This is a genomic window from Paenibacillus hubeiensis (genome assembly GCF_032334105.1).
Classification (GTDB): domain Bacteria; phylum Bacillota; class Bacilli; order Paenibacillales; family Paenibacillaceae; genus Paenibacillus; species Paenibacillus hubeiensis.
The window spans coordinates 830,159-849,714 of sequence record NZ_JAVYAE020000001.1 but is presented as its reverse complement, the minus strand read 5'-3'; the positions used below and the strand labels follow the sequence as shown (position 1 = coordinate 849,714).

At 50.6% G+C, this 19,556-nt stretch carries 20 protein-coding genes; 14 read left to right on the top strand and 6 right to left on the bottom strand.

Translation table 11 applies throughout. The annotated features are described in order from the left end of the window. Positions 1 to 96: 96 nt before the first annotated feature. Positions 97 to 1,263: a sporulation protein YhbH gene (yhbH, locus tag RSX24_RS04085; RefSeq protein WP_236415859.1), complete on the bottom strand. Its 1,167-nt coding sequence runs from the start codon at positions 1,261 to 1,263 to the stop codon at positions 97 to 99. A gap of 272 nt (positions 1,264 to 1,535) precedes the next feature. Between yhbH and RSX24_RS04080 the strand changes: the two genes are divergently transcribed. The 9 genes from RSX24_RS04080 to RSX24_RS04040 all read left to right on the top strand — a co-directional run bounded on the left by RSX24_RS04080 (position 1,536) and on the right by RSX24_RS04040 (position 11,545). Beyond that, positions 1,536 to 2,873, top strand: coding sequence for an MFS transporter (locus RSX24_RS04080; protein ID WP_343259747.1), 1,338 nt, complete (start codon positions 1,536 to 1,538; stop codon positions 2,871 to 2,873). A gap of 348 nt (positions 2,874 to 3,221) precedes the next feature. Further along, positions 3,222 to 4,481 carry a sulfotransferase family protein gene (locus RSX24_RS04075; RefSeq protein WP_343259746.1) on the top strand — a complete coding sequence of 420 codons (1,260 nt, stop codon included), beginning with the start codon at positions 3,222 to 3,224 and terminating at the stop codon, positions 4,479 to 4,481. After that, positions 4,478 to 6,406: an asparagine synthase-related protein gene (locus RSX24_RS04070; RefSeq protein WP_236415857.1), complete on the top strand. Its 1,929-nt coding sequence runs from the start codon at positions 4,478 to 4,480 to the stop codon at positions 6,404 to 6,406. Before RSX24_RS04075 ends, RSX24_RS04070 begins: the two co-directional genes overlap by 4 nt. Positions 6,407 to 6,439: 33 nt before the next feature. Next, positions 6,440 to 6,577: a paeninodin family lasso peptide gene (locus RSX24_RS04065; RefSeq protein ID WP_236415856.1), complete on the top strand. Its 138-nt coding sequence runs from the start codon at positions 6,440 to 6,442 to the stop codon at positions 6,575 to 6,577. Between the two features lie 137 nt (positions 6,578 to 6,714). Next, the gene (locus tag RSX24_RS04060) at positions 6,715 to 7,653 is read left to right on the top strand and encodes an aldolase (protein ID WP_343259745.1); all 939 of its coding nucleotides are present in this window, start codon (positions 6,715 to 6,717) and stop codon (positions 7,651 to 7,653) included. Further along, positions 7,653 to 7,952: a lasso peptide biosynthesis PqqD family chaperone gene (locus RSX24_RS04055; RefSeq protein ID WP_343259744.1), complete on the top strand. Its 300-nt coding sequence runs from the start codon at positions 7,653 to 7,655 to the stop codon at positions 7,950 to 7,952. Before RSX24_RS04060 ends, RSX24_RS04055 begins: the two co-directional genes overlap by 1 nt. Before the next feature lie 4 nt (positions 7,953 to 7,956). Next, positions 7,957 to 8,442 (top strand): lasso peptide biosynthesis B2 protein, encoded by a 486-nt coding sequence (locus RSX24_RS04050; RefSeq protein WP_339277139.1) that lies wholly within the window; start codon positions 7,957 to 7,959, stop codon positions 8,440 to 8,442. Further along, entirely contained in the window at positions 8,432 to 9,622 is a 1,191-nt protein-coding gene (locus RSX24_RS04045) for a nucleotidyltransferase domain-containing protein (protein WP_343259743.1), read from the top strand. The genes RSX24_RS04050 and RSX24_RS04045 overlap by 11 nt, the downstream gene beginning before the upstream one ends. Positions 9,623 to 9,625: 3 nt before the next feature. Next, a complete protein-coding gene (locus RSX24_RS04040) occupies positions 9,626 to 11,545 on the top strand; it encodes an ABC transporter ATP-binding protein (protein ID WP_343259742.1) in 1,920 nt (639 codons plus the stop codon). Between the two features lie 92 nt (positions 11,546 to 11,637). Here the strand turns inward: RSX24_RS04040 and cysC are convergent, their stop codons facing one another. After that, entirely contained in the window at positions 11,638 to 12,276 is a 639-nt protein-coding gene (cysC, locus tag RSX24_RS04035) for an adenylyl-sulfate kinase (RefSeq protein ID WP_343259741.1), read from the bottom strand. 217 nt (positions 12,277 to 12,493) lie between these two features. On the opposite strand from cysC, the gene pdaA reads away from it, so the two are divergent. Next, complete coding sequence (gene pdaA, locus RSX24_RS04030) at positions 12,494 to 13,279, top strand: delta-lactam-biosynthetic de-N-acetylase (protein WP_343259740.1); 786 nt, start codon at positions 12,494 to 12,496, stop codon at positions 13,277 to 13,279. 70 nt (positions 13,280 to 13,349) lie between these two features. On the opposite strand, the gene RSX24_RS04025 is transcribed toward pdaA, so the two are convergent. Both RSX24_RS04025 and RSX24_RS04020 read right to left on the bottom strand, forming a co-directional pair. Continuing rightward, complete coding sequence (locus tag RSX24_RS04025) at positions 13,350 to 14,198, bottom strand: DegV family protein (protein WP_339277146.1); 849 nt, start codon at positions 14,196 to 14,198, stop codon at positions 13,350 to 13,352. A 44-nt stretch (positions 14,199 to 14,242) separates the two neighbouring features. Continuing rightward, positions 14,243 to 14,677 (bottom strand): hypothetical protein, encoded by a 435-nt coding sequence (locus tag RSX24_RS04020; protein WP_339277147.1) that lies wholly within the window; start codon positions 14,675 to 14,677, stop codon positions 14,243 to 14,245. A gap of 291 nt (positions 14,678 to 14,968) precedes the next feature. Here RSX24_RS04020 and RSX24_RS04015 point away from each other — a divergent pair, with 291 nt between their 5' ends. Continuing rightward, positions 14,969 to 15,355, top strand: coding sequence for a DUF423 domain-containing protein (locus RSX24_RS04015; protein WP_236421146.1), 387 nt, complete (start codon positions 14,969 to 14,971; stop codon positions 15,353 to 15,355). Positions 15,356 to 15,425: 70 nt separating this feature from the next. On the opposite strand, the gene RSX24_RS04010 is transcribed toward RSX24_RS04015, so the two are convergent. Then, positions 15,426 to 15,935: a hypothetical protein gene (locus RSX24_RS04010; protein WP_343259739.1), complete on the bottom strand. Its 510-nt coding sequence runs from the start codon at positions 15,933 to 15,935 to the stop codon at positions 15,426 to 15,428. A gap of 352 nt (positions 15,936 to 16,287) precedes the next feature. Here RSX24_RS04010 and RSX24_RS04005 point away from each other — a divergent pair, with 352 nt between their 5' ends. Both RSX24_RS04005 and RSX24_RS04000 read left to right on the top strand, forming a co-directional pair. Continuing rightward, entirely contained in the window at positions 16,288 to 16,740 is a 453-nt protein-coding gene (locus tag RSX24_RS04005; RefSeq protein ID WP_236421148.1) for an ATP-binding protein, read from the top strand. Between the two features lie 73 nt (positions 16,741 to 16,813). After that, positions 16,814 to 17,056, top strand: a complete 243-nt coding sequence (locus RSX24_RS04000) for a hypothetical protein (RefSeq protein WP_343259738.1) — start codon at positions 16,814 to 16,816, stop codon at positions 17,054 to 17,056. A 647-nt stretch (positions 17,057 to 17,703) separates the two neighbouring features. On the opposite strand, the gene RSX24_RS03995 is transcribed toward RSX24_RS04000, so the two are convergent. Continuing rightward, positions 17,704 to 18,390: an MIP/aquaporin family protein gene (locus RSX24_RS03995; RefSeq protein WP_343259737.1), complete on the bottom strand. Its 687-nt coding sequence runs from the start codon at positions 18,388 to 18,390 to the stop codon at positions 17,704 to 17,706. A 214-nt stretch (positions 18,391 to 18,604) separates the two neighbouring features. Between RSX24_RS03995 and RSX24_RS03990 the strand changes: the two genes are divergently transcribed. Continuing rightward, a complete protein-coding gene (locus tag RSX24_RS03990) occupies positions 18,605 to 19,552 on the top strand; it encodes an SMI1/KNR4 family protein (RefSeq protein ID WP_343259736.1) in 948 nt (315 codons plus the stop codon). Positions 19,553 to 19,556 lie beyond the last annotated feature (4 nt).

Sequence of the window (19,556 nt, the reverse complement as noted above, 5' to 3'; positions counted from 1 at the left end):
ATTGCCGTGCATACAATAGTTGTTGGGGCGTGATTGGGATTGGCCGTTCGGCCTTGAAAATCAATGGCCAGAATCCGAATGCACTGCTCTGCTTGTTTACGTGGCGACTCCGTTTTCCTGTCTATGAAAGAAGCTGCGCAAAGCCTTATACACTTCGCCTTTTTCTTTGATGACGTAGTACATGAAATGATCGAGTTTGATATGGCGGTAGGCCGACATCAACGTGCTGCTGCGGTTATACTGATTGACTTCGCCGTAACCGAACATGTTGCTGCGCTTCAGCAGCTCGCCAATCAGTTTCACGCATCGTTCGTTATCGGAGGTCAGATTGTCTCCATCGGAGAAATGGAACGGATAGATGTTGTAGCTTGAAGGCGGGTAACGGGAATCGATGATATCGAGTGCTTTCATATATACGGAGGAGCAGATCGTTCCTCCGCTTTCCCCGCGCGTGAAAAATTCCTCTTCCGTCACTTCTTTTGCTTCCGTATGGTGGGCGAGGAACACGATCTCTACTTTTTCATACTGGCGCCGCAGAAAACGGGTCATCCAGAAGAAAAAGCTGCGGGCGCAGTACTTTTCGAATGAACCCATGGAACCTGACGTGTCCATCATCGCGATAATGACGGCATTCGATTGCGGGATGACTTTGTCTTCCCACGTTTTGTAGCGCAAGTCGTCCGGACTGATGTGATGAATGCCCGGATTGCCGCTGGTGGCGTTGCGGCGAAGGTTTTCAAGAATGGTGCGTTTTTTGTCAATGTTGGACTGCATGCCTTTTTTGCGGATATCGTTGAAAACGACCGTGTGCGTTTCGATTTGGTCTTTGTCCTTTTGTTTCAGGTTGGGCAGCTCCAGCTCGGAAAAAAGAATATCCTCCAGCTCTTCGATGCTGACCTCGGCCTCGACGATGTCGTAACCCGCCTGGTCACCCGCCTTTTCGCCTTTGCCAGGCTTTTGCGCAGCCGGATCGCGTCCGATCACATCGCCGACTTGGGTGTCGCCGTCCCCTTGGCCTACATGCTTTTGTTTTTGAAAGTTATACACGAAACGGTACTCATCCAGACTGCGGATCGGTACCTTGATGATTTGTTGTCCATCGGACATGATGATGTTTTCTTCGGTGATCAGATCAGGCAGATTTTGTTTGATGACGTCTTTCACTTTTTGCTGGTGTCGCTGCTGGTCCTGGTACCCTTTGCGGTGAAGCGACCAATCCTCCCGGGAAACAACGAACGAGTATGGCTGGCGTGAATTTGACATGTAGGCACCCCCCAATAATTACGTGGCACAGTTTGACCTGTCGGTAATTAAGTATATTCACGGACAGGGACGATATGTGATGAGCGGGAAGATAAAATGAAACCATTTGTAGCAAAAACGATGCATAGTCCCATCGGAAGCAACATTTTCGAAATAATCCGATGGCTATGTTTTTACAAATCCGGTGAACAAACGAAATGCACATCCTGTACAATGGAAGGAGTTACCCGATTGGAAACAATTGGAGGATGTATGTAAAGGAAGGATTTCCATTGGACAAACGTGCGGTTAGAGCTTGGATCACCTATGATTGGGCTAATTCGGCATATGCAACGACGGTATTGGCAGCAGTACTGCCCGTCTTCTATGCTTCGGTTGCGGCAGCTTCTCTCGATGCGGACACGGCCGCATCCTACCTGGCATATACCCATTCCGTCGGGATGCTGTGCGTGGCGTTGCTGACTCCGCTGCTGGGGGCGCTTTCGGACCTGTCCGGCAGAAAAGGAGACTTTTTGCGCGTATTTACGCTGATCGGTATTTTTTCTACGTTGGGCTTCAGCCTTGTCGGTGAGGGAGACTGGCTGTTCGCTTCCATTCTGCTCGTTGTATCTACGATCGGTTTTGCGGGAGGAAACACCTTTTACGATGCCATGCTGCCCGACCTGGTTCCCATCAGGGAAAGAGAAATGGTATCTTCCAAAGGGTATGCCTACGGCTACATTGGCGGCGGCATTTTGCTGGCGATCAATCTGTTGATGATTCAACAGCCCGGCTGGTTTGGACTGGAAAATACGCTGGCCGGGACAAGACTCGCCTTCATTTCGGTGGCAGCATGGTGGCTGCTGTTTTCCATTCCTATCTTTCGGCATGCTCCCCGCAGGCCTGCAAGCACGGATCGCCCCTCTTCCTGGATGGGGTATGCCAATATGGGCGTATCGAGGCTGCGAGGGACATTCAGTCAAATGCGAAAATTTCCACAGCTGATTCGCATGCTGGTCGCCTTCTGGTTCTTTAATGATGGCATTAACACGATTATCCTGATGGCGACCATCTATGGAACGAGCATTGGCATCGGCACGACCGATCTGATGCTGGCCTTGCTGCTGACGCAATTTGTCGGTTTTCCGTGCACGCTGCTGCTAGGTGCATGGGCGAGGCGGTGGGGGGCCAAGCAGGTACTGATGATCAGTTTGTCGGTGTATGTATGCATCGTGATTCTCGGTTACTTTATGAAGGAGGCGTCCCATTTTTACATGCTAGCCGGATTGGTCGGCGTAGTGCAGGGAATCAGCCAGTCAACGGCCAGATCTTTGTTCAGCAACCTGATGCCTGCAGGTAGAACCGGGGAGTATTTTGGATTCGTTAATATTACGGGCAAATTTGCCTCCATTTTCGGTCCGTTCGTTTTTGGCTGGGTTGGCCAAATCACCGGCTCTGCGCGCTGGGGAATTCTTTCCTTGCTCTTCTTTTTTATCGCAGGCATGGCGGTACTGATGACCGTGAAAGTGCAGAAGGGCGTGGAGGATGCGCTGAACGCCGATCGCGAAGATGGGCCCGGCTGGCCGGGGCACGGTTTGCCGCAGTCGCCGGAGCCTCGTTCCGTTACATGATTTCGCTTGGCATGTTGTGTAATGTCCAAACCTCTAGAAACTCCGGAGCCTGTTCGCTGTAGAGCAGGTGTCCGGGGTTTCTTTCGTTGGAAGGTGTCATAAATCACGGGTTGAGAGGAATAAAGATATATGGGCATGGGGAGGAAGGTCAAAAAATGCAGGATAAACAGAGAAAATATGAAAAAGAGAAAATAAAAGATTGACATGATACAAATCGTATCATAGAGTGTAGATATAGACAGTTTGTATCATGAAAACTCATTAATGATACACCTCATTATTTACGTTCCCCTTAGCTTTGCCACTACATAACTTCGTTTTAACGGAACGAGGAGAGGAGTAGGGCCATTGGTAGACTCTCTAGGAAACGGACTTATATTTTTGCTCTGCGTCCCTCGAAGCGGAAGCTCGCTTTCAACCGTGATGCTGCAAAATCACAGTCGCATCTTTGCTACGCAGGAGATGTGGTTCCTGATGAGCCTGGTTGATCTTCCAACAAACGAGCCGCGAGCATACGGCGGTCATTCGATCATTCGGCAATTTTATAACGCCATGGTATCCGAAGAAGTATTCGAGCGAGCGTGTCGCAGTTTCGCCATGGAAATATACAACGGGTTCTTGGAAGGAGATTCAGCGGAACTCGTCGTTGACAAATCCCCGCGTTACTACTGCATGCTTGAATGGCTCGATCGGCTTTTTCCGCAAGCCAGCCGCATTCACCTCCAACGCAATCCACTTTCCATTGCAGCATCCTATAAAAAAGTGAATCGCAGGACAGGCGAAGGCTTCGATCTGATCGGCAGTCTGAACAGCTCCAAGTTGAATATGAAGGCCGTGGATCTGACATTGGGCATCATGCGGTTAAATGATTATTTCGCGGAAGAACATGCCGGAGCCTACGAAATTCAATATGAGCAGCTGGTCGTCGACCCGCAGGGAGAACTTGAAAAAATGTGTCATTTCCTTGGCGTGGACTATGAACAGGGGATGGAGCAATACGGACGTTTCCTGGACAGTGCCAAGTCCGATATGTTTTACAGCATGGGTGTGGGAGATCCTTATCTCTCCGGGCATCAGGAAGCTCATAAAAATTCTGTTAACAACTGGAATGAAATATTAACCAAACAAGAAACGGAAACGTACTGCCGTGCTCTCGGTGCAGGACTTTTTCATCGAATGGGATATGCGGAACAGCTGGAAGCAGCTGAACGATGGACGGGCGTGCATTATGAACAGCATCCGGATGAAGAACTCGTGCAGCGCTTGACGAACCAATTCCGCAAAGCTACAAACTGGGACTTGCAGCGAGGATATCGTATGCAAACTGGAAGCCGAAGCGCCGAGGCCACCAATTCAATACGTTCGTCCGTAACGGATGAAAAAGAGGATTCCGGGCTGGAGGCACTGGCTACGATCAGGCAGCTGCAAGCCGCTCTTCGTGCAGCCGACCTGAGGCTGGAACAGGGATACCGGGAGCGGGATCGGTTGAGATCCCAACTCGCTTCGGCGAACGGCAAAATACAGCGCATCAAGGCATGGGTGCCGTTTGGACAACAGATCAGCGCTTGGGCTTCCCAGCGCAGAGGCATGCGGGGTGAAAAGCCATGAGTGCCATTGCGGGCATTGTTCATCCGGGAGGCAGAGAGGCGTGTTGGGAGGATACTTGGCGCCTGTACGAGGGCCTTGGACACATCCCGGTGGATACCACCGGAATGTGGAAGGGAGATGAAGCTTATTTCAGCTGTCACGCGCAATGGATCACGCCGGAGTCGGTTCTTGAAAAGCTTCCTTTCTATGAAGAAGAGAGCGGATTGTGCATAACGGCAGATGCGATCCTCGATAACCGTGAACAGCTTGCGGACCAGCTTCAACTATCGCGTGCGGATCTCGACAGGTTATCCGACAGCGAGTTGATCCTTCGTGCATACCGTCGCTGGGGTGAAGACGTGGCCAGCAAACTGCTGGGGGATTTTACGTTTGCCATCTGGGACGAACGCAAGCGCAAGCTGTTTGCCGCGAGGGACATCATGGGCATGCGGACGTTGTATTACCGACTGGATGGGCCGCGCTTGTCTTTCTGTACGTTGATGGGACCGCTGCTTGGATTGCATGGGGTGCGCAAACAGCTGAACGAAACCTGGTTGTCCGAATTTCTCGCGATCCCCGAGATGTTCGACTCGGCAGATATCGGATCTACCGTATACCAGGGAGTGCAGCAGATTCCCCCGGCACACACGTTGACGTTTCATGAGGGAAAGTTGAGCTTAAAGCAGTATCACCGCTGGGATGAAGTCGAACCGCTGCGACTCAAATCCGATGGCGAATATGTTGAAGCTTTTCGCGAGGTGTTTGCCCAAGCCGTCGATTCCCGTCTGCGAACCCATCGGCAAGTGGCGGCAGCATTAAGCGGAGGGCTTGATTCCGGCGCCGTCGTCGGGTTTGCTTCAGGCACGCTCCGCAAACAGGGGAAACAACTGAATGCTTATAGTTATGTGCCCGTGTCCGACTTTAAGGACTACACGTCCAGAACACTGCTGGCCGACGAACGGCCGTACATTCGTTCTACCGTGGACCATGTCGGAAACATTGCGGAGAACTATTTGGATTTTGAGGGCAGAAGCCCGCTCAGCGAAGTGGATCCATGGCTTGAAATGATGGAAATGCCGTATAAATATTTCGAGAATTCGTTCTGGATTCGCGGTTTTTACGAGAAGGCCAGCCTGCAGAATGCGGGTGTCCTATTGACAGGTGCCAGAGGAAACTTCACCATTTCGTGGGGGCCTGCCCTGGATTACTATGCCAGGCTGCTGAAAAACGGCCGATGGCTCCGTTGGATCCGGGAAATGCAGCAATACAGCGCTCATACGGGCATGCCGTTTACCCGCATCGCGAAAATTACGGGACGCAAAGCGTACCCGAGCTGGTTTCAGAAGACGTCAGCAGGCGAGGCACCTGCCCATCCGCAAATGATTCACCCGGACTTTGCGCAAAAAACGGGAGTGCTTGAACGACTCAACACGTTGATCGTGCTTCAGGGCGGGGCACGTGCCGACGCGATCAAGGTAAGGGCGCAGAAGTTCAACAATTTGGCGATTGCCAACAAAAACGGTGCCGTAGCTACCAAATGCTCGCTTCGATATCGGGCATGGGAGCGCGATCCCACCAGCGATGCACGGGTGGTCCGCTTTTGCTTGTCCGTCCCGATCGAGCAGTATGTAAGGAATGGCACGGACCGGGCTCTGGTTCGCCGGGCGACTTCGCCGGAACTGCCGGACAAGGTCAGGCTGAATCAGCGTGTGCGAGGGGTACAGCCTGCCGACTGGCTGCACCGCATGATCCCGGATTGGAAGGCATTCATCGCCGAGATGCATGATCTATGCACAGACAGCAGGGTGGCGGGCATTCTGAATACGGAACGCATCCGGACCGCGATGGCGAACATCGGGGAACCACGGCCTGAGCTGGCCTCCCATCCGGATCTGAGGCTGATGATGCACAGCCTGATTGTATACCGCTTTATGCGCCAGTTCTGAACCAACGTGAATTCTTTAAAGGAGGTGATGACGATGAACGCTGAGAAAAAAGAATGGCAAGCGCCAGCTCTTGAAGTATTGGAAGTCAATCAGACGATGGCTGGGATTGGTTGGAGACAAATCGACTGGATCTCTGATCACGATGCTGACCTGTACAATCCGGTTTCCTAATAATTACATGTGATTCATGTCTGATCATACTTAAAGGGCGAAAAGACGGAACATCGATCTTTTCGCCCAGCCCTTCTATTTTTGCTAATAAATATAAGGGCTTTTTTCATATATGTGGTGCAAAGGAGGGCCTGAGCTTGTTGCCTGTACAATACGATGCGTATGGATTGCGCTGGAGCAGCTATATTTCGATGCCCGAACTTCAGGTTGCAAGAAACCAAACCGAACCGGGTCACGCCGATGTACATATTGAAACAGCCGAGCTGCACGACTTGTGGGCCGAGTGGAATGTAGGGAATGGCAATTTTGTAGCAAGAGACGGATGCTTTCTTTTTCGGATTGACCATGTCGGCATGTTTTACATGGAACGGGGGCGGCGCATCTTGATCAGCCCCGAGCCTGATGCCGACGAGAAAAAAACGAGGCTTTACATTCTGGGCACATGCATGGCCGTCATTATGATGCAGCGCGGGGTTCTTCCCCTCCATGGAAGCGCAGTCGTCATCGATGGATGGGCATATGCGTTTGTGGGACATTCCGGGGCAGGCAAGTCGACCCTGTCGGCAGCCTTGGCCTCACGGGGATATCCCTTGTTGACCGATGATATCGTTGCATTGACTTGGGATGCAGGAGGAAGAGCGATCGTATCTCCGGGGTATCCCCAACAGAAGCTGTGGCAGGCCAGTCTGGACGGCTTTGGCATGGAATCGCAGCATTATGCTACGGTGCATGCGGAGATCACCAAATACGCCATTCCGGTTCAGCACTATTTTCATGACAGTCCGGTACCTCTGGGAGGCATATTCGAACTTGCTCCTAAGCCGGATGCGGCGCCAGGCCCGATTCAACTGCATGAAGTAGAGGGGCTTGAAAGGCTGCATCTGCTGTGCACGCATACGTTTCGCAGCAGCCTGATTGCCCGCCAAGGGTTGGCGCAGTGGCTGTTTGAGACGGTGTCACGGCTCTCGGCAGGTGTGGAAGTATCCAGAATCATGAGGTCAGGTACCGAATTCACCGCATTCGAGATGGTGGACCGGATTACGAATCACATAAGCAAAGGAGTGTATACCGCATAATGACGGCAATCAAACCATTGGAAGAGCAAGACCGGATTACGCGCAAAGAGGGCAATCTCGTTAGCGATATGGGTGGAGAGAAAGTGATGATGAGCATCCAGAGCGGAAAGTATTACAATTTGGGGACCACCGGCGGCCGGATTTGGGAACTGTTGTCCGAAGAGCGAACGGTGGCCGGAATCGTTGATGTGCTGTCTTCCGAATACGAGGTCGATCCTCAGGTGTGCTTGAGCAGCGTGACTGCATTTTTGGAGCATCTGTCCCGCGAAGGATTAATCGACGTGCTCCCTGGAGAATAGGACGATGCTGCTCCGCAAACTCAGAACGTATCGTTCTTTGCCGAGCGAGATGCGTTCGTTGATCTGGGAAGCGTATTTCGGACTCGGCTGGGCCAGAATTCTCAAAGCGATGCCGTTTGCCAAAATAGCACCGGGCCTTGGAACACCTATGGTAGAGACGTCATCGGACGGATTAAATCGCGCCGATGTCTTAACCGTACGCAACATTTCCAAAGCAATCCTCATGGCGAGCAAGTTCGCCTGGTGGGAGAGCCGCTGCCTGGTGATGGCCATCGCCGCGATGAAAATGCTGGAACGGCGCGGCATCGACAGCACGCTGTATATGGGCACTGCGCGTGACAAACAGGGACGGATGGCTGCCCATGCCTGGCTGCGCAGCGGCAAACTGATCGTGACCGGTGCCGATACGATGGAACAGTATACGGTGGTAGGCGTGTTTGGCAAACATTGTTCGAAGAAGGAGTCTGGGGAGATTGTTTATGACACATGAATTTGAACGCTGCACTGCCGGTTTTCCACAGGAGCTCAAGCTCATGCTAAGCATGTTGAACGGAGATTTTCGGAAGCTCTCGTCCGAAGAGGGAAGGGAACGGCTGCAAGGCGTGGATTGGAATCTATTTTTGCAGCTTGCGATGCACCATAGATTGTACGCCGTCCTTTATCTGAACATCACCGCGATGCATGACGTGCCATTTCCTCCGGCTGTTGTGGAAAGCCTGAAGCAGGAATATACGGCAAATACGTTTCGCATGCTGCATTTGACGGCAGAGATGGAACGGGTATGCGGAAGACTGACGCAAGCCGGGATCCGCAATATTACGATGAAGGGTCCTGCCTTGGCCCATGACCTGTATGGAGATGTTTCCCTGCGCACCTCCAAAGACCTGGATCTGTTAATCCCGTTTGACGATGTGGAACAGGCGGAAGCCGTGCTGCTGGATCTCGGTTACATATGCAAGGACGATAAAGGAAGACGAAGCGTAAGCAGCTGGAAGTGGCGCGAGCATCATATCTGTTACAAGCATCCGGTTCGAAAAACGCAGGTGGAGATTCATTGGCGACTAAATCCGGACACGGGCCGGGAAGCCGGTTTCGAAACGTTGTGGCAGAGGAGCAGGGTCAGCGCATATACCTCGACTCCGGTTCGCATGCTGGAGCGCGAGGATTTGTTTGCGTACTTGGTCACTCATGGGGCAAGACACGGCTGGTTCCGGCTGCGCTGGCTGTATGACATTGACCGTATGCTGCGAACGATGCCCCTTGACCTGGATGCTGCTTCCCGGCGAATGAAGCTCGAAGGACGCTTGCCGATTGCCGGACAGGCGCTCATTCTCTCCGCAGCGTTGTTCAATACCCCTTTGCAGCGTTGTCAGGGGGAGCTGCAATCAAGTATGGAGGGAAAAGGAGAGCGGCTTGCCCGACAGGCGTTGTTGTTTATGCAAGGCATGCTGGCTGCGCCCGACGATCTCAAGATCTATCGTTCGTATCTGTTCGCTCTCCGAAGCCCTGGCCAGAAGCTTCTCTTTTTCAAAGAACGCTTGTATCCCAGCACCTGGGACGTAGCCCAACTGCCGCTGCCCAAGTCCCTGCATTTTCTATATTTTCCGTTACGTCCGTTTCTGTGGTGTTGGCGCCGCATGAAACGCAGTACGATGACGGAAAGGGGGTGAGTCATGATTTCCGAGCTGCGATTTTATATGCGTAAACTGCATGAAATTACCGGACCGATTCTGTACTGGAACCTGATCGGCATGATATGCATCAGCCTGATGGAGGGTATCGGCATTTACATGCTTGTACCCATGCTCGGGTTGATCGGCGTTTTCGATCCTGGCAGCGCAGGCATTCAATTGCCGTGGGCTTCGGAATGGCTCGGCCGTTTCCCCGAACATACACGCCTGATTCTCGTGCTGCTTGCTTTTGTGCTGATCGTAGCCGGGCAGGCATGGTTGCAAAGACTGCAGACGGTGCGGAACACCCGCATACAGCAGCAATTCGTGCGGACGCTGCGCCTCGATACCTATCGTGCGCTGATCATGGCCAATTGGCCATTTTTTCTTCGGAAACGAAAAGCCGATTTCAGCCATGTGCTGACGTCAGAGCTTGCCCGCGTAAGCCAGGGAACCGGCATTGTGCTGCAGATGGCAGCATCGATCATTTTTACGGCCATCCAGATCGGTCTGGCCTTCCTGTTATCGGTAAAGTTGACCTTGCTGGTGATTGTCTGCGGGCTGCTGCTGTTCGTTGCCCTGAAAAGGTTTGTCAAGCAGGCCAAACAAATCGGGGACCAGACGACGGAATATTCGCAGCATTATTACAACGGGATTACGGAGCATTTCAACGGCATCAAGGATATCAAAAGCAACATGCTGGAATCGTCCCATATCAGCTGGTTCGAGCTGATGTGCAAACGGATTGAACAGAACGTGGTCCAGTTCATTCGTTTGAACAGCAGAACGCAGTTGATTCACCGGGTGTCTGCAGCCGTGATGATTGCTGCCTTTATTTATATTTCGCTGCGCGTTCTTGTCGTTCCGCCTACCAGCCTTTTGCTGATTATTCTTATTTTTTCCAGATTGTGGCCGCGATTTACGTCGATCCAGTCCAATCTGGAATACATCAGCTCCATGCTGCCTGCATTCCGGATCGTTCGCGAGCTGCAGGTGGAGACGGAGAACAGCCGGGAAATCAGCGATGGCATCACCGAAGGAACCTTGCAGAAAGAAGCTGGTGAGCGGGAGTCAACCATCTCTGGACCGCGGAAAAGCAGAGGCAAAGCGGACATGGCTTTCCAAAGCCATACAGCAACGGGCATGACATTTGACCAGGTACAGCCTCTGGAGTTGACGAGAAGCATCGAATGCCGCAATGTCAGTTACCGGTATGCAGGCAGTCCTTCGTACGCGCTGCATCAAGCAAACATTTCGATTCCGGCCAAAGGCATGACGGCGATCGTAGGCAAATCCGGAGCGGGGAAAAGCACGCTGATCGACCTGATCATGGGGCTGGTACGTCCCGAAGAGGGACAAATCGTGATCGACGACCTTCCGTTGTCGGAGGACCGATTGCTGAAATGGCGGAGCTCGATTGGTTATGTGTCCCAGGACCCGTTCCTGTTTCACTCAAGCATTCGCGAAAATTTGCAGTTGGTCGATCCCCATGCAAGCGAGGAGCAGATGTGGCGGGCATTGCAATTTTCGTCTGCCGGAGCATTCGTCCGCAAGCTTCCTCAGGGCCTGGATACCGTCATAGGCGATCGCGGTGTTCGGTTGTCGGGCGGCGAGCGCCAACGGCTTGTTTTGGCCAGGGCGATGCTGCGCAATCCGTCCGTACTGGTGCTGGATGAAGCAACGAGTGCTCTTGATAGTGAAAATGAACAGCATATTCATGCCGCGTTGGAACAATTGCGGGGACGCATAACCATTATCGTCATTGCGCATCGTTTGTCCACGATTCGTACGGCGGACCGGGTCATCGTTTTGGAGGAGGGCAAGGTCATTCAGCAGGGTGGCTACCAACAGCTCTCGGCGGATCCCGTTGGGACCTTCAGCAAACTGCTTAGCATGCAGACAGGCATGGCAGGACAAGGATAAGGATAAGGATAAGGTGCCATAGGATTACGTTAAAAGCAGGCATGCAAAAGGCGCAGACTACAGCTGCGCCTTTGCATTTTGCGGAAATAAGTTCATGATATTGTGCCGCTGACCGATGAGAGTGGCAAAGAAAGGGCCTGAATATGCTCCAAATGCTGCATGATTTGGTCCACGGCGTCCTCCAGCGGCAATAATTCCGTGTCAATGATGAGAGAAGGGTTAGAGGGAATGTCATAAGGGGCTGAAATGCCTGTAAAATGAGGGATTTCACCGTTGCGTGCCTTTTTGTACAGTCCTTTGGGATCGCGTCGTTCACATTCTTCGATCGAACAACGGACATAGATTTCAACAAAATCTCCGGGTTCAAACAGTTGCCTAACCATCTCCCGGTCCTCTGCGTTAGGCGAGATAAATGCGGACAGTACCACCAACCCGGCATCCACCATGAGCTTCGAAACCTCGCCGATCCGTCTCAGATTTTCTTGCCGATCCTCGGCATTGAAACCCAGATCCTTGTTCAACCCATGCCGGACGTTATCTCCGTCCAATACGTAACAACGCAGACCCTGCTGATGCATTCTTCGTTCCAGGGCAAAGGCCAGAGAAGACTTTCCCGCGCCGGACAATCCGGTAAACCATAAGGTGAGGCTGCGATGGCCATTACCGTGTTCCCGTTCCGTTCGACTTAAGCTTGAATGCTGCCAGGTAAGGTTGCGTTCTTGTGCTGACATTGGTATCCCCCTTGTTCCCACTCTGAATATATTATATTTTAACATATTTTCAATATTATAGCTATTTATTTGAGAGACTGCTTCCGTTATTTGGTGGAGGAAAAGGCTGGCTGCACCGTTACATATATTCGAAAGTCCTGTGGCATATTACCTGTAGATGCGTGTACGTCTGTGTCGGAGAACGACGCGCCTATACTCAGGAACAGGAGAGAATATGATGAAGCGATTTTTACTTTGCGCCAAATTGACCTTGCTGGCCATTGGCATGTTGGTGGGCACGGGACAAGTGGATGCATCGCCGATTAACGGGGCTTATCATTTTGGTTTCAAAAAAAGCGAGAACGGCCAGCTGCCGTCCATTGATCAAGAAGGCTTCAAAGCCATTTTGCAGCAGAATGATGCCATTTTTTTGGGAGATACGAAACAAAAGGAATTGTACCTCACGTTTGACAACGGGTATGAGAATGGATTTACGCCGGCGATTCTGGATGTTTTGCGCGACAAGAAGGTGCCTGCCGTCTTTTTCGTCACAGGCCATTATTTGAAGGATCAGCCGGAACTCGTGAAACGCATGGCAGCGGAAGGGCATGTCGTGGGGAATCATTCCTGGAGCCATCCGGACATGACTCGCATCTCCAATGAAAAAATAAAAACGGAGTTGGCACAGGTTCAAACGGAGATCCATCGTCTCACGGGCCAACAAACGTCCTATTTGCGCCCGCCGCGCGGCATCTTCAACAACCGTACATTGGCCGAGAGCCGTGCCCAAGGATATGTGAACGTTTTTTGGTCCATAGCTTACAAGGATTGGGATACAAACGTTCAGCGGGGGACGGATTATGCGCGTCAGCAAGTGCTCAAGCAATTACATCCCGGGGCGGTCATCTTGCTTCATTCGGTCTCAAAGGATAATACGGAGGCGCTGGCATCCATTATCGACGAAGCGCGCAAGCAGGGATATGTATTCAAACATTTGAACGAGCTGAAGACGAAAAGTTATTGATTCACATAAAAAGGGCATCCTGTCCGGCGTACGACGTCCGCGTGCAGGAATGCCCTTTTTCGATGTTTGGTTAGACTACGGTATGATAAATGATGCCGATTGTTTTTGGACCACAATGGCTGCATATTACGCATCCGGCGGTCGTGATTTCTACGCGGGCCCCCGTTTGCTCCTGCAGCGTTTTTTGGAGAGCAAGCGCATCCTCCTTCGCCATGGTGTGCACAACGATGATCAGGTCTTTATCGATCTGCTCTTTATCGGCCAGACTGTTCTGGAGCATCTGATCCATCGCTTTCTCCCGTTTGCCGCGCACTTTGTAAGCCGGAGTCATTTTCCCGTCGGCCACACGAATGACCGGACGGATCTTCAACAGGCTGCCGATCAGATTTTGCATGCCGGAGCAGCGTCCGCCCTTATACAAATATTCCAGGGTGTCAATGACAAACTCTGTTCGCACATGGGGCCGCACGCTTTCCACCAGCTTGGTGACCTCAGCCAAGGTTTGCCCTTTTTCAGCCGCCTGCACCGCCTTCATGACGAGCAAACCAATCCCGGAAGACAGATTAAGGGAATCTACGACGGAAATTCGCCCCTCCGGGAATTCAGTGCTGGCAATTTTGGCGTTCTGATATGTGGAAGAAAGCTCGGAGGACAGGCTGATATACAGGATGTCGTCTCCCTGTTCTATGTAGGGTCTGAAAGCAGCCATGAAATCGGCAGGGGAGGGTGCAGCCGTTTTGGGCAGCCGTCCGTCCTGGTCCACTCGCGCATATAGTTGTTCAGGGGTGATTTCCACCCCATCCTTTAGCGATTCGTCCCCGAAAACGACGTAAAGAGGAATGACGCCGATGTCATAAGTCTGAATCCATTCGGGATTCAAATCGCTGGTACTGTCCGAAAAAATTTTGATTCGTGGCATGTCGATCTCCTTTGTCCAATTGGAATGTTGAAAACGTTATATCATTAAAGTAGATAGATCCCGGCGAACACAAGAGCTGCGCAGGCCAGAATCATCAGGCCATTCAGCAGGGTTCCAATGACGGCGAATACTTTCCTGCGATTCCGTATGACCAGGCCGACGATCCCGACGATTAAGCCGGCCAGGTTAAGAATGATGCAGGCCAGCATCGAGACGGAGGCCAGGATGATGGCCGGGTGCAATGCAAGCTGTTCCACTTGCTCGGGAGTGAGCGCATGGCCCATGTAGCTGCTTATCGCGGCTGTCACCAGAACAAATATGACGATGTAGGCAAGCAGCGCCGTGATGCCGATCACGAAACTGGCGATTCCGGGACCGGAATGTTTTGTTTTTGGGTTAGATGATTGATCGTTTGCATGATAATCCTGGTTGGGGGATGCTTCAGGGAAGCCAAATTCATGCCCAGGCTTTTGATCCATAACGTAATGTCCCTCCTTATCCGTTATAGTAGGGTTTTAAACTTCATTTTCTTTCATTGACGGAGCTGCAATCCTTAGCTTGCTGCAATTTTACCTTATAACTTTTCCATAATTAACGATAAAAATCAAGGTTTTGTATGCATGCAGCATGTATACGAGATTAAGCCTCATCCGTGCCGGGAGGAAATGAACGGCGTCATTCTGCGCAACTGGCAAATGCCCCGGCATTTCGTTACAATAAACATGGTGCAGAGTGAAGGTGGGAAGACTGAATCAAGAGGAGAGAAGAACATGCAACGAAGATGGATGACGGTTGGTGCCGTATTGACGATGCTGTCTGTAGCCATAGGCGCATTTGGAGCGCATATGCTGAAGGAGTTCGTTGGGGCCGATGCCATCGCCGTATATGAAACCGGGGTGCAGTATCACATGATTCATGCCCTCGGTTTGCTGATCATCGGGCTGACGGCAGGGCAACTCGGTGAATCGGCCAAACTTCGCTGGGCGGCGAGGTTGTTGTTGATCGGCATTATCGTTTTTTCGGGAAGTTTGTATACACTCACCATAACAGGGGTCAAAATGTTGGGAGCCATCACGCCCATCGGAGGCGTAGCGTTCATTCTCGGATGGCTGCTGTTCGCGCTCGATTTGTGGCAGCGCGGAGCAAGCCGAAAATGAAGGAAAAAGCAGCTTACGGGGAAGTGATGACGTTTCCGGCGTAGGCTGCTTTCGTTTGTTTTTGGCGATATTATAAAAACTCATCGATTTCATTGGTTTTAAAAGAATAAACCTGTTTTTCATCCACATGATATACGCTGACCATATCGTTGTCCCGGTCAAAATTTAAAATTCGGCATGGAATGCTCTGATGTTTGCCTTTTTTGTTGTTCACAACGATCCGCGTCAGTCGTTTTTCCTTGATTAGCGTTTCAATCCATGCATCAAACGAATTGCCGGTAGGCGAACCGGTCTCTTTGGAAGCAGGAGCCTCCGGCGGAGCGGTCGGTTGTGCTTGTGTCTGCACTTGCACTTTTTTTCCTTGCCGTGCAATAATGGAGTCTTTTTTCGCTTGGATGGTCGCTTCGATAATTTTGCCAAGCTCGATGCCGGATTGGATCCGAAAATCCGCGATCGGTTCCCCTGCATTTAAGAGTTCCAAGAGGGACTGCATTGCCAAAGCGTTCGAGCGGCTCTTGATTAGAATATCGACGTTAAACAAATAGCCGACGTCTTCACTATTGGATAAGTTTTCTTTCATTGATCCCAGCCCCGTTAAAAGATATGTGTCGTCTGACATTGGCCTTGTACACGATTACATCCAGACATTGCCTTTGCCGAAACTTATGTAAATTGCACTGCGTAGGCAGGTGCCTTGACAAATGCAATGATGAACATCATTAACTATATCATTAAAATTGTAATAATCCTAGTGTTCAATACAGAGAAAATAGGGTGCGTATATGGGGTTTGAGCACACAGACACTAGCATTGAAAGGAGCACGTGATGAAAAAGACGATTTTGGTGACCGAATAAAAGGATACGAAATACAGCTTCAGGCAAGTTGATTGTGGAAAAGGAATCATATTTATTTTTCAAGGGATGAGTAGGCATGGAATGCGTCATTTTTATCGGGATTCAGGCTTCTGGGAAATCGACGTTTTACAGGGAGAGGTTTTTCCAAACACACATGAGGATTAATCTCGACATGTTGAGGACGAGAAATCGGGAGAACTTGTTTATACAAGCTTCGCTGGAGGCCAAGCAGCCTTTTGTCATCGACAACACCAATCCGACCATGGAAGAGCGGCAGAAATATATAGGCTGTGCCAAAGAACATCGATTTAAAGTCATCGGTTATTTTTTTGAGCCCGACTATGCCCTCTCGTTGGAAAGAAACGGGAAAAGGACGGGGGAAGAAAGAATTCCGGAAATCGGCATCAAGAGTACATTGAAGAAAATGCAATCCCCATCATATCGTGAAGGATTTGACGAGTTATATACCGTTAGGTCGACGGGTGGACATTTCTTCGTTGAGAAAGCAGACCCCAAGCTAGTAGAGTAAACGTTTGTCTCTTATATTTTTTGTGGATTATACCGATGATATAATGACTGACGTAAAAAAAAGGATGATCGGCATGCCACCTAGAGACAGCATTTTCGAGAAAATCATGAAATCAAAACGAAGCCAGCTCCCTAAACGGGCTCAGCCGGGCAGAGCTGCTCCGCCTCAGAAGCTTGGTGGTCAAGGACCTGTTGAAATGGATGCGCATCATTTGAATCTGGCGAACGAAGAGCAGAACCGCAAAACGGAACTTGAACGCATATTGGCCATTCGAAAGGAATTATCGGACATAAGGCATATGAAAAAAAAGCAGTAACCAAATTCCATGGGACCACTTCATGATGCTTGAAGTGGTTTTTTCGTTAGGCTACGTACATTGGGATATCGATTTTTAACTGTGTAACGCATCAAATCGTGAGTAAAGAAGATTTCCTGAGAACTTTGATTTGCTTGAAGAGTATCCAGTCGAACAATGGAATGGCGGTATGGTGCATAGAATCAACAACAGCGTTATTCATCTGATGCGTGGACAGGTGTTCCACTATTGAAGAGAAGAAGTTTTTAACGTTTGGAGGGGCTGCTTCACAGGAAGGTAAATCCTGGTGGAGTCGAGAGATGCCATCACTAGAAGAGTACCAAGAAGGATTGAAGAACTTAGAGAGGCATAACTGGAAAATGGATTACATACTTACTCACACTTGCTCAACCACAGCCTTGGAATACATTGAGCAGAGGTCTGGCATTTATATGGATCTGGATGAGATGCATCTATATTTTTATGAGAAGGTAGTGTATAAGCAATGGTACTTTGGCCATTTTCATCAAGACTTTGAGTTGCCTAATAAGCAGAGATTGCTGTATACAGATATGATTCAAGTTGAAATAAAAAATAAAAAAAATAGCCCCCACCATCTTTGGAAGGAGCGGAGGCTATACGTTAAAAAATAGAAGAGCGTTATATCCTTACTTTCCCCTATGGTTATTCAGCCCTTGATACACAGCAACGGCCAATGCAGAACCGACAAGCGGGGCGATTAGAAACACCCATAATTGGGATAAGGCCTGTCCGCCGAGCAAAAGAGCTGGTCCCAAGCTTCTTGCAGGGTTGACGGACGTTCCCGTCAAGGCGATGCCAAGAATATGTACGAAAGCGAGCGTCAGTCCGATGACCAGACCGGTGATGTTTCCATTGCTTTCATTGGAGGTCACGCCCAGAATCGTGTAAATAAATACGAAGGTTAAAACGACCTCGACAATGACCGCCATGAACGCCGTAATCCCGATCCCGTAGCCGGGGCCGAAACCGTTTTGACCGAGCCCCGTCGTGGGCATGCCTGCGGAGACGATGATGGCGTACAGAAGGGCAGAGGCCGCGATCGCACCAAGGATTTGCGAAATAACGTACCCGATAAAGTCGGCACCCTTTAATTTACGGCTCATGAACATGGCGAGTGAAACCGCCGGGTTGATATGGCATCCGGAAATCGGTCCGATCACGTAGGCCATCGCCACAATAGACAGCCCGAATGCCAATGCAATGCCCAAATATCCAAGCTCTCCCCCTGCCGTTGCGGCACTGCCACAGCCGAATAGAACCAGAACAAAAGTTCCAATGAATTCAGCAGCATACTTTTTTAATGAAACGTTCATAACCTACCTCCCAAGAAATAAAAATCCTTTTTGATATTAAACGAAACGAGTATACAAAAACTGTACAAGAAAAGAGGACATGGACCCGTTTTCAAAATGAAGAGAAGTCTGCACGGTTTTAGACGACGGATGTTTGGTATCGATCGCCTTTGTGGAGTGTGCAGCACCTAAATGATATAATTTCTACAAAGAATAGGAGAGGGAGGCAAGGCCAATGAGAGATGAGCTCTTGGAACGGCTCGAAGCTTGGCATGAACAGGATGAATTCGAAGAAATCGTGGATTCGATTACAGAGATCAAGGAGGAAGAGCGGGATTATGCCCTGGTCAGCCATCTGGGGAGAGCGCTGAATAATTTGGAGCGTTACGAAGAAGCAGTCGAGCAGTTCTTGTCGGTTGCGGAAGAGGGACAGGATGACCCGCTCTGGCATTATCGCATCGGTCTGGCTTATTATTATTTGGAGCAATATGAGCATGCCCGTGAAGCCTTTGAAAAGGCAGACCGACTGGATCCGGGAGATGAGGATACGCAAGAATTTCTGGAATGGATTCGGAGCAAAACTAAAACCGATGAGAAGGCTGTAGGGACAGCCCAATCTGCCGCCGGAACCCCAATCGAAACGGCAAGCATTGGCGAAGCGGAAATCGGGGATTTTTGGGATGATCACGCAGAAACCGCAGAACAATTTGTGTTGGCCCCGCCGACCGATGAGCAGATTGCTGCCGTGGAGGAACAATTGGTTTTCAAGCTGCCCGCATCATATATTAAAATGATGAAATTACATAATGGTGGAGTCCCCCGTTATCGGTATTTCCCTGTCAGCGATGCGGACGCTACCGAGAAGAGACGCATTGAGATTTCGGGCATGCTGGGCATTGGGCGGGAGAAGAAACACTCACTGTGTGGAGAAGCCGGCAGCCGATTCATCATCGAGCAGGGAGGCTACCCGGAAATTGGCGTAGTGCTATGCGAGTGCCCGGCTGAGTCAGAGGTAGTGATGCTGGATTATCGGGCATCCGGGAATGCTGGCGAGCCCGAGGTTGTTCATATCGATAAAAACCAAGGTTACAAGATCACTTGGCTGGCTCCCGATGTTGACACCTTTATTCGCGGTTTGGTGAATGAGGAAAATCGTTCTCCCAACTTCCAAGGTTCACTTTAAGGAA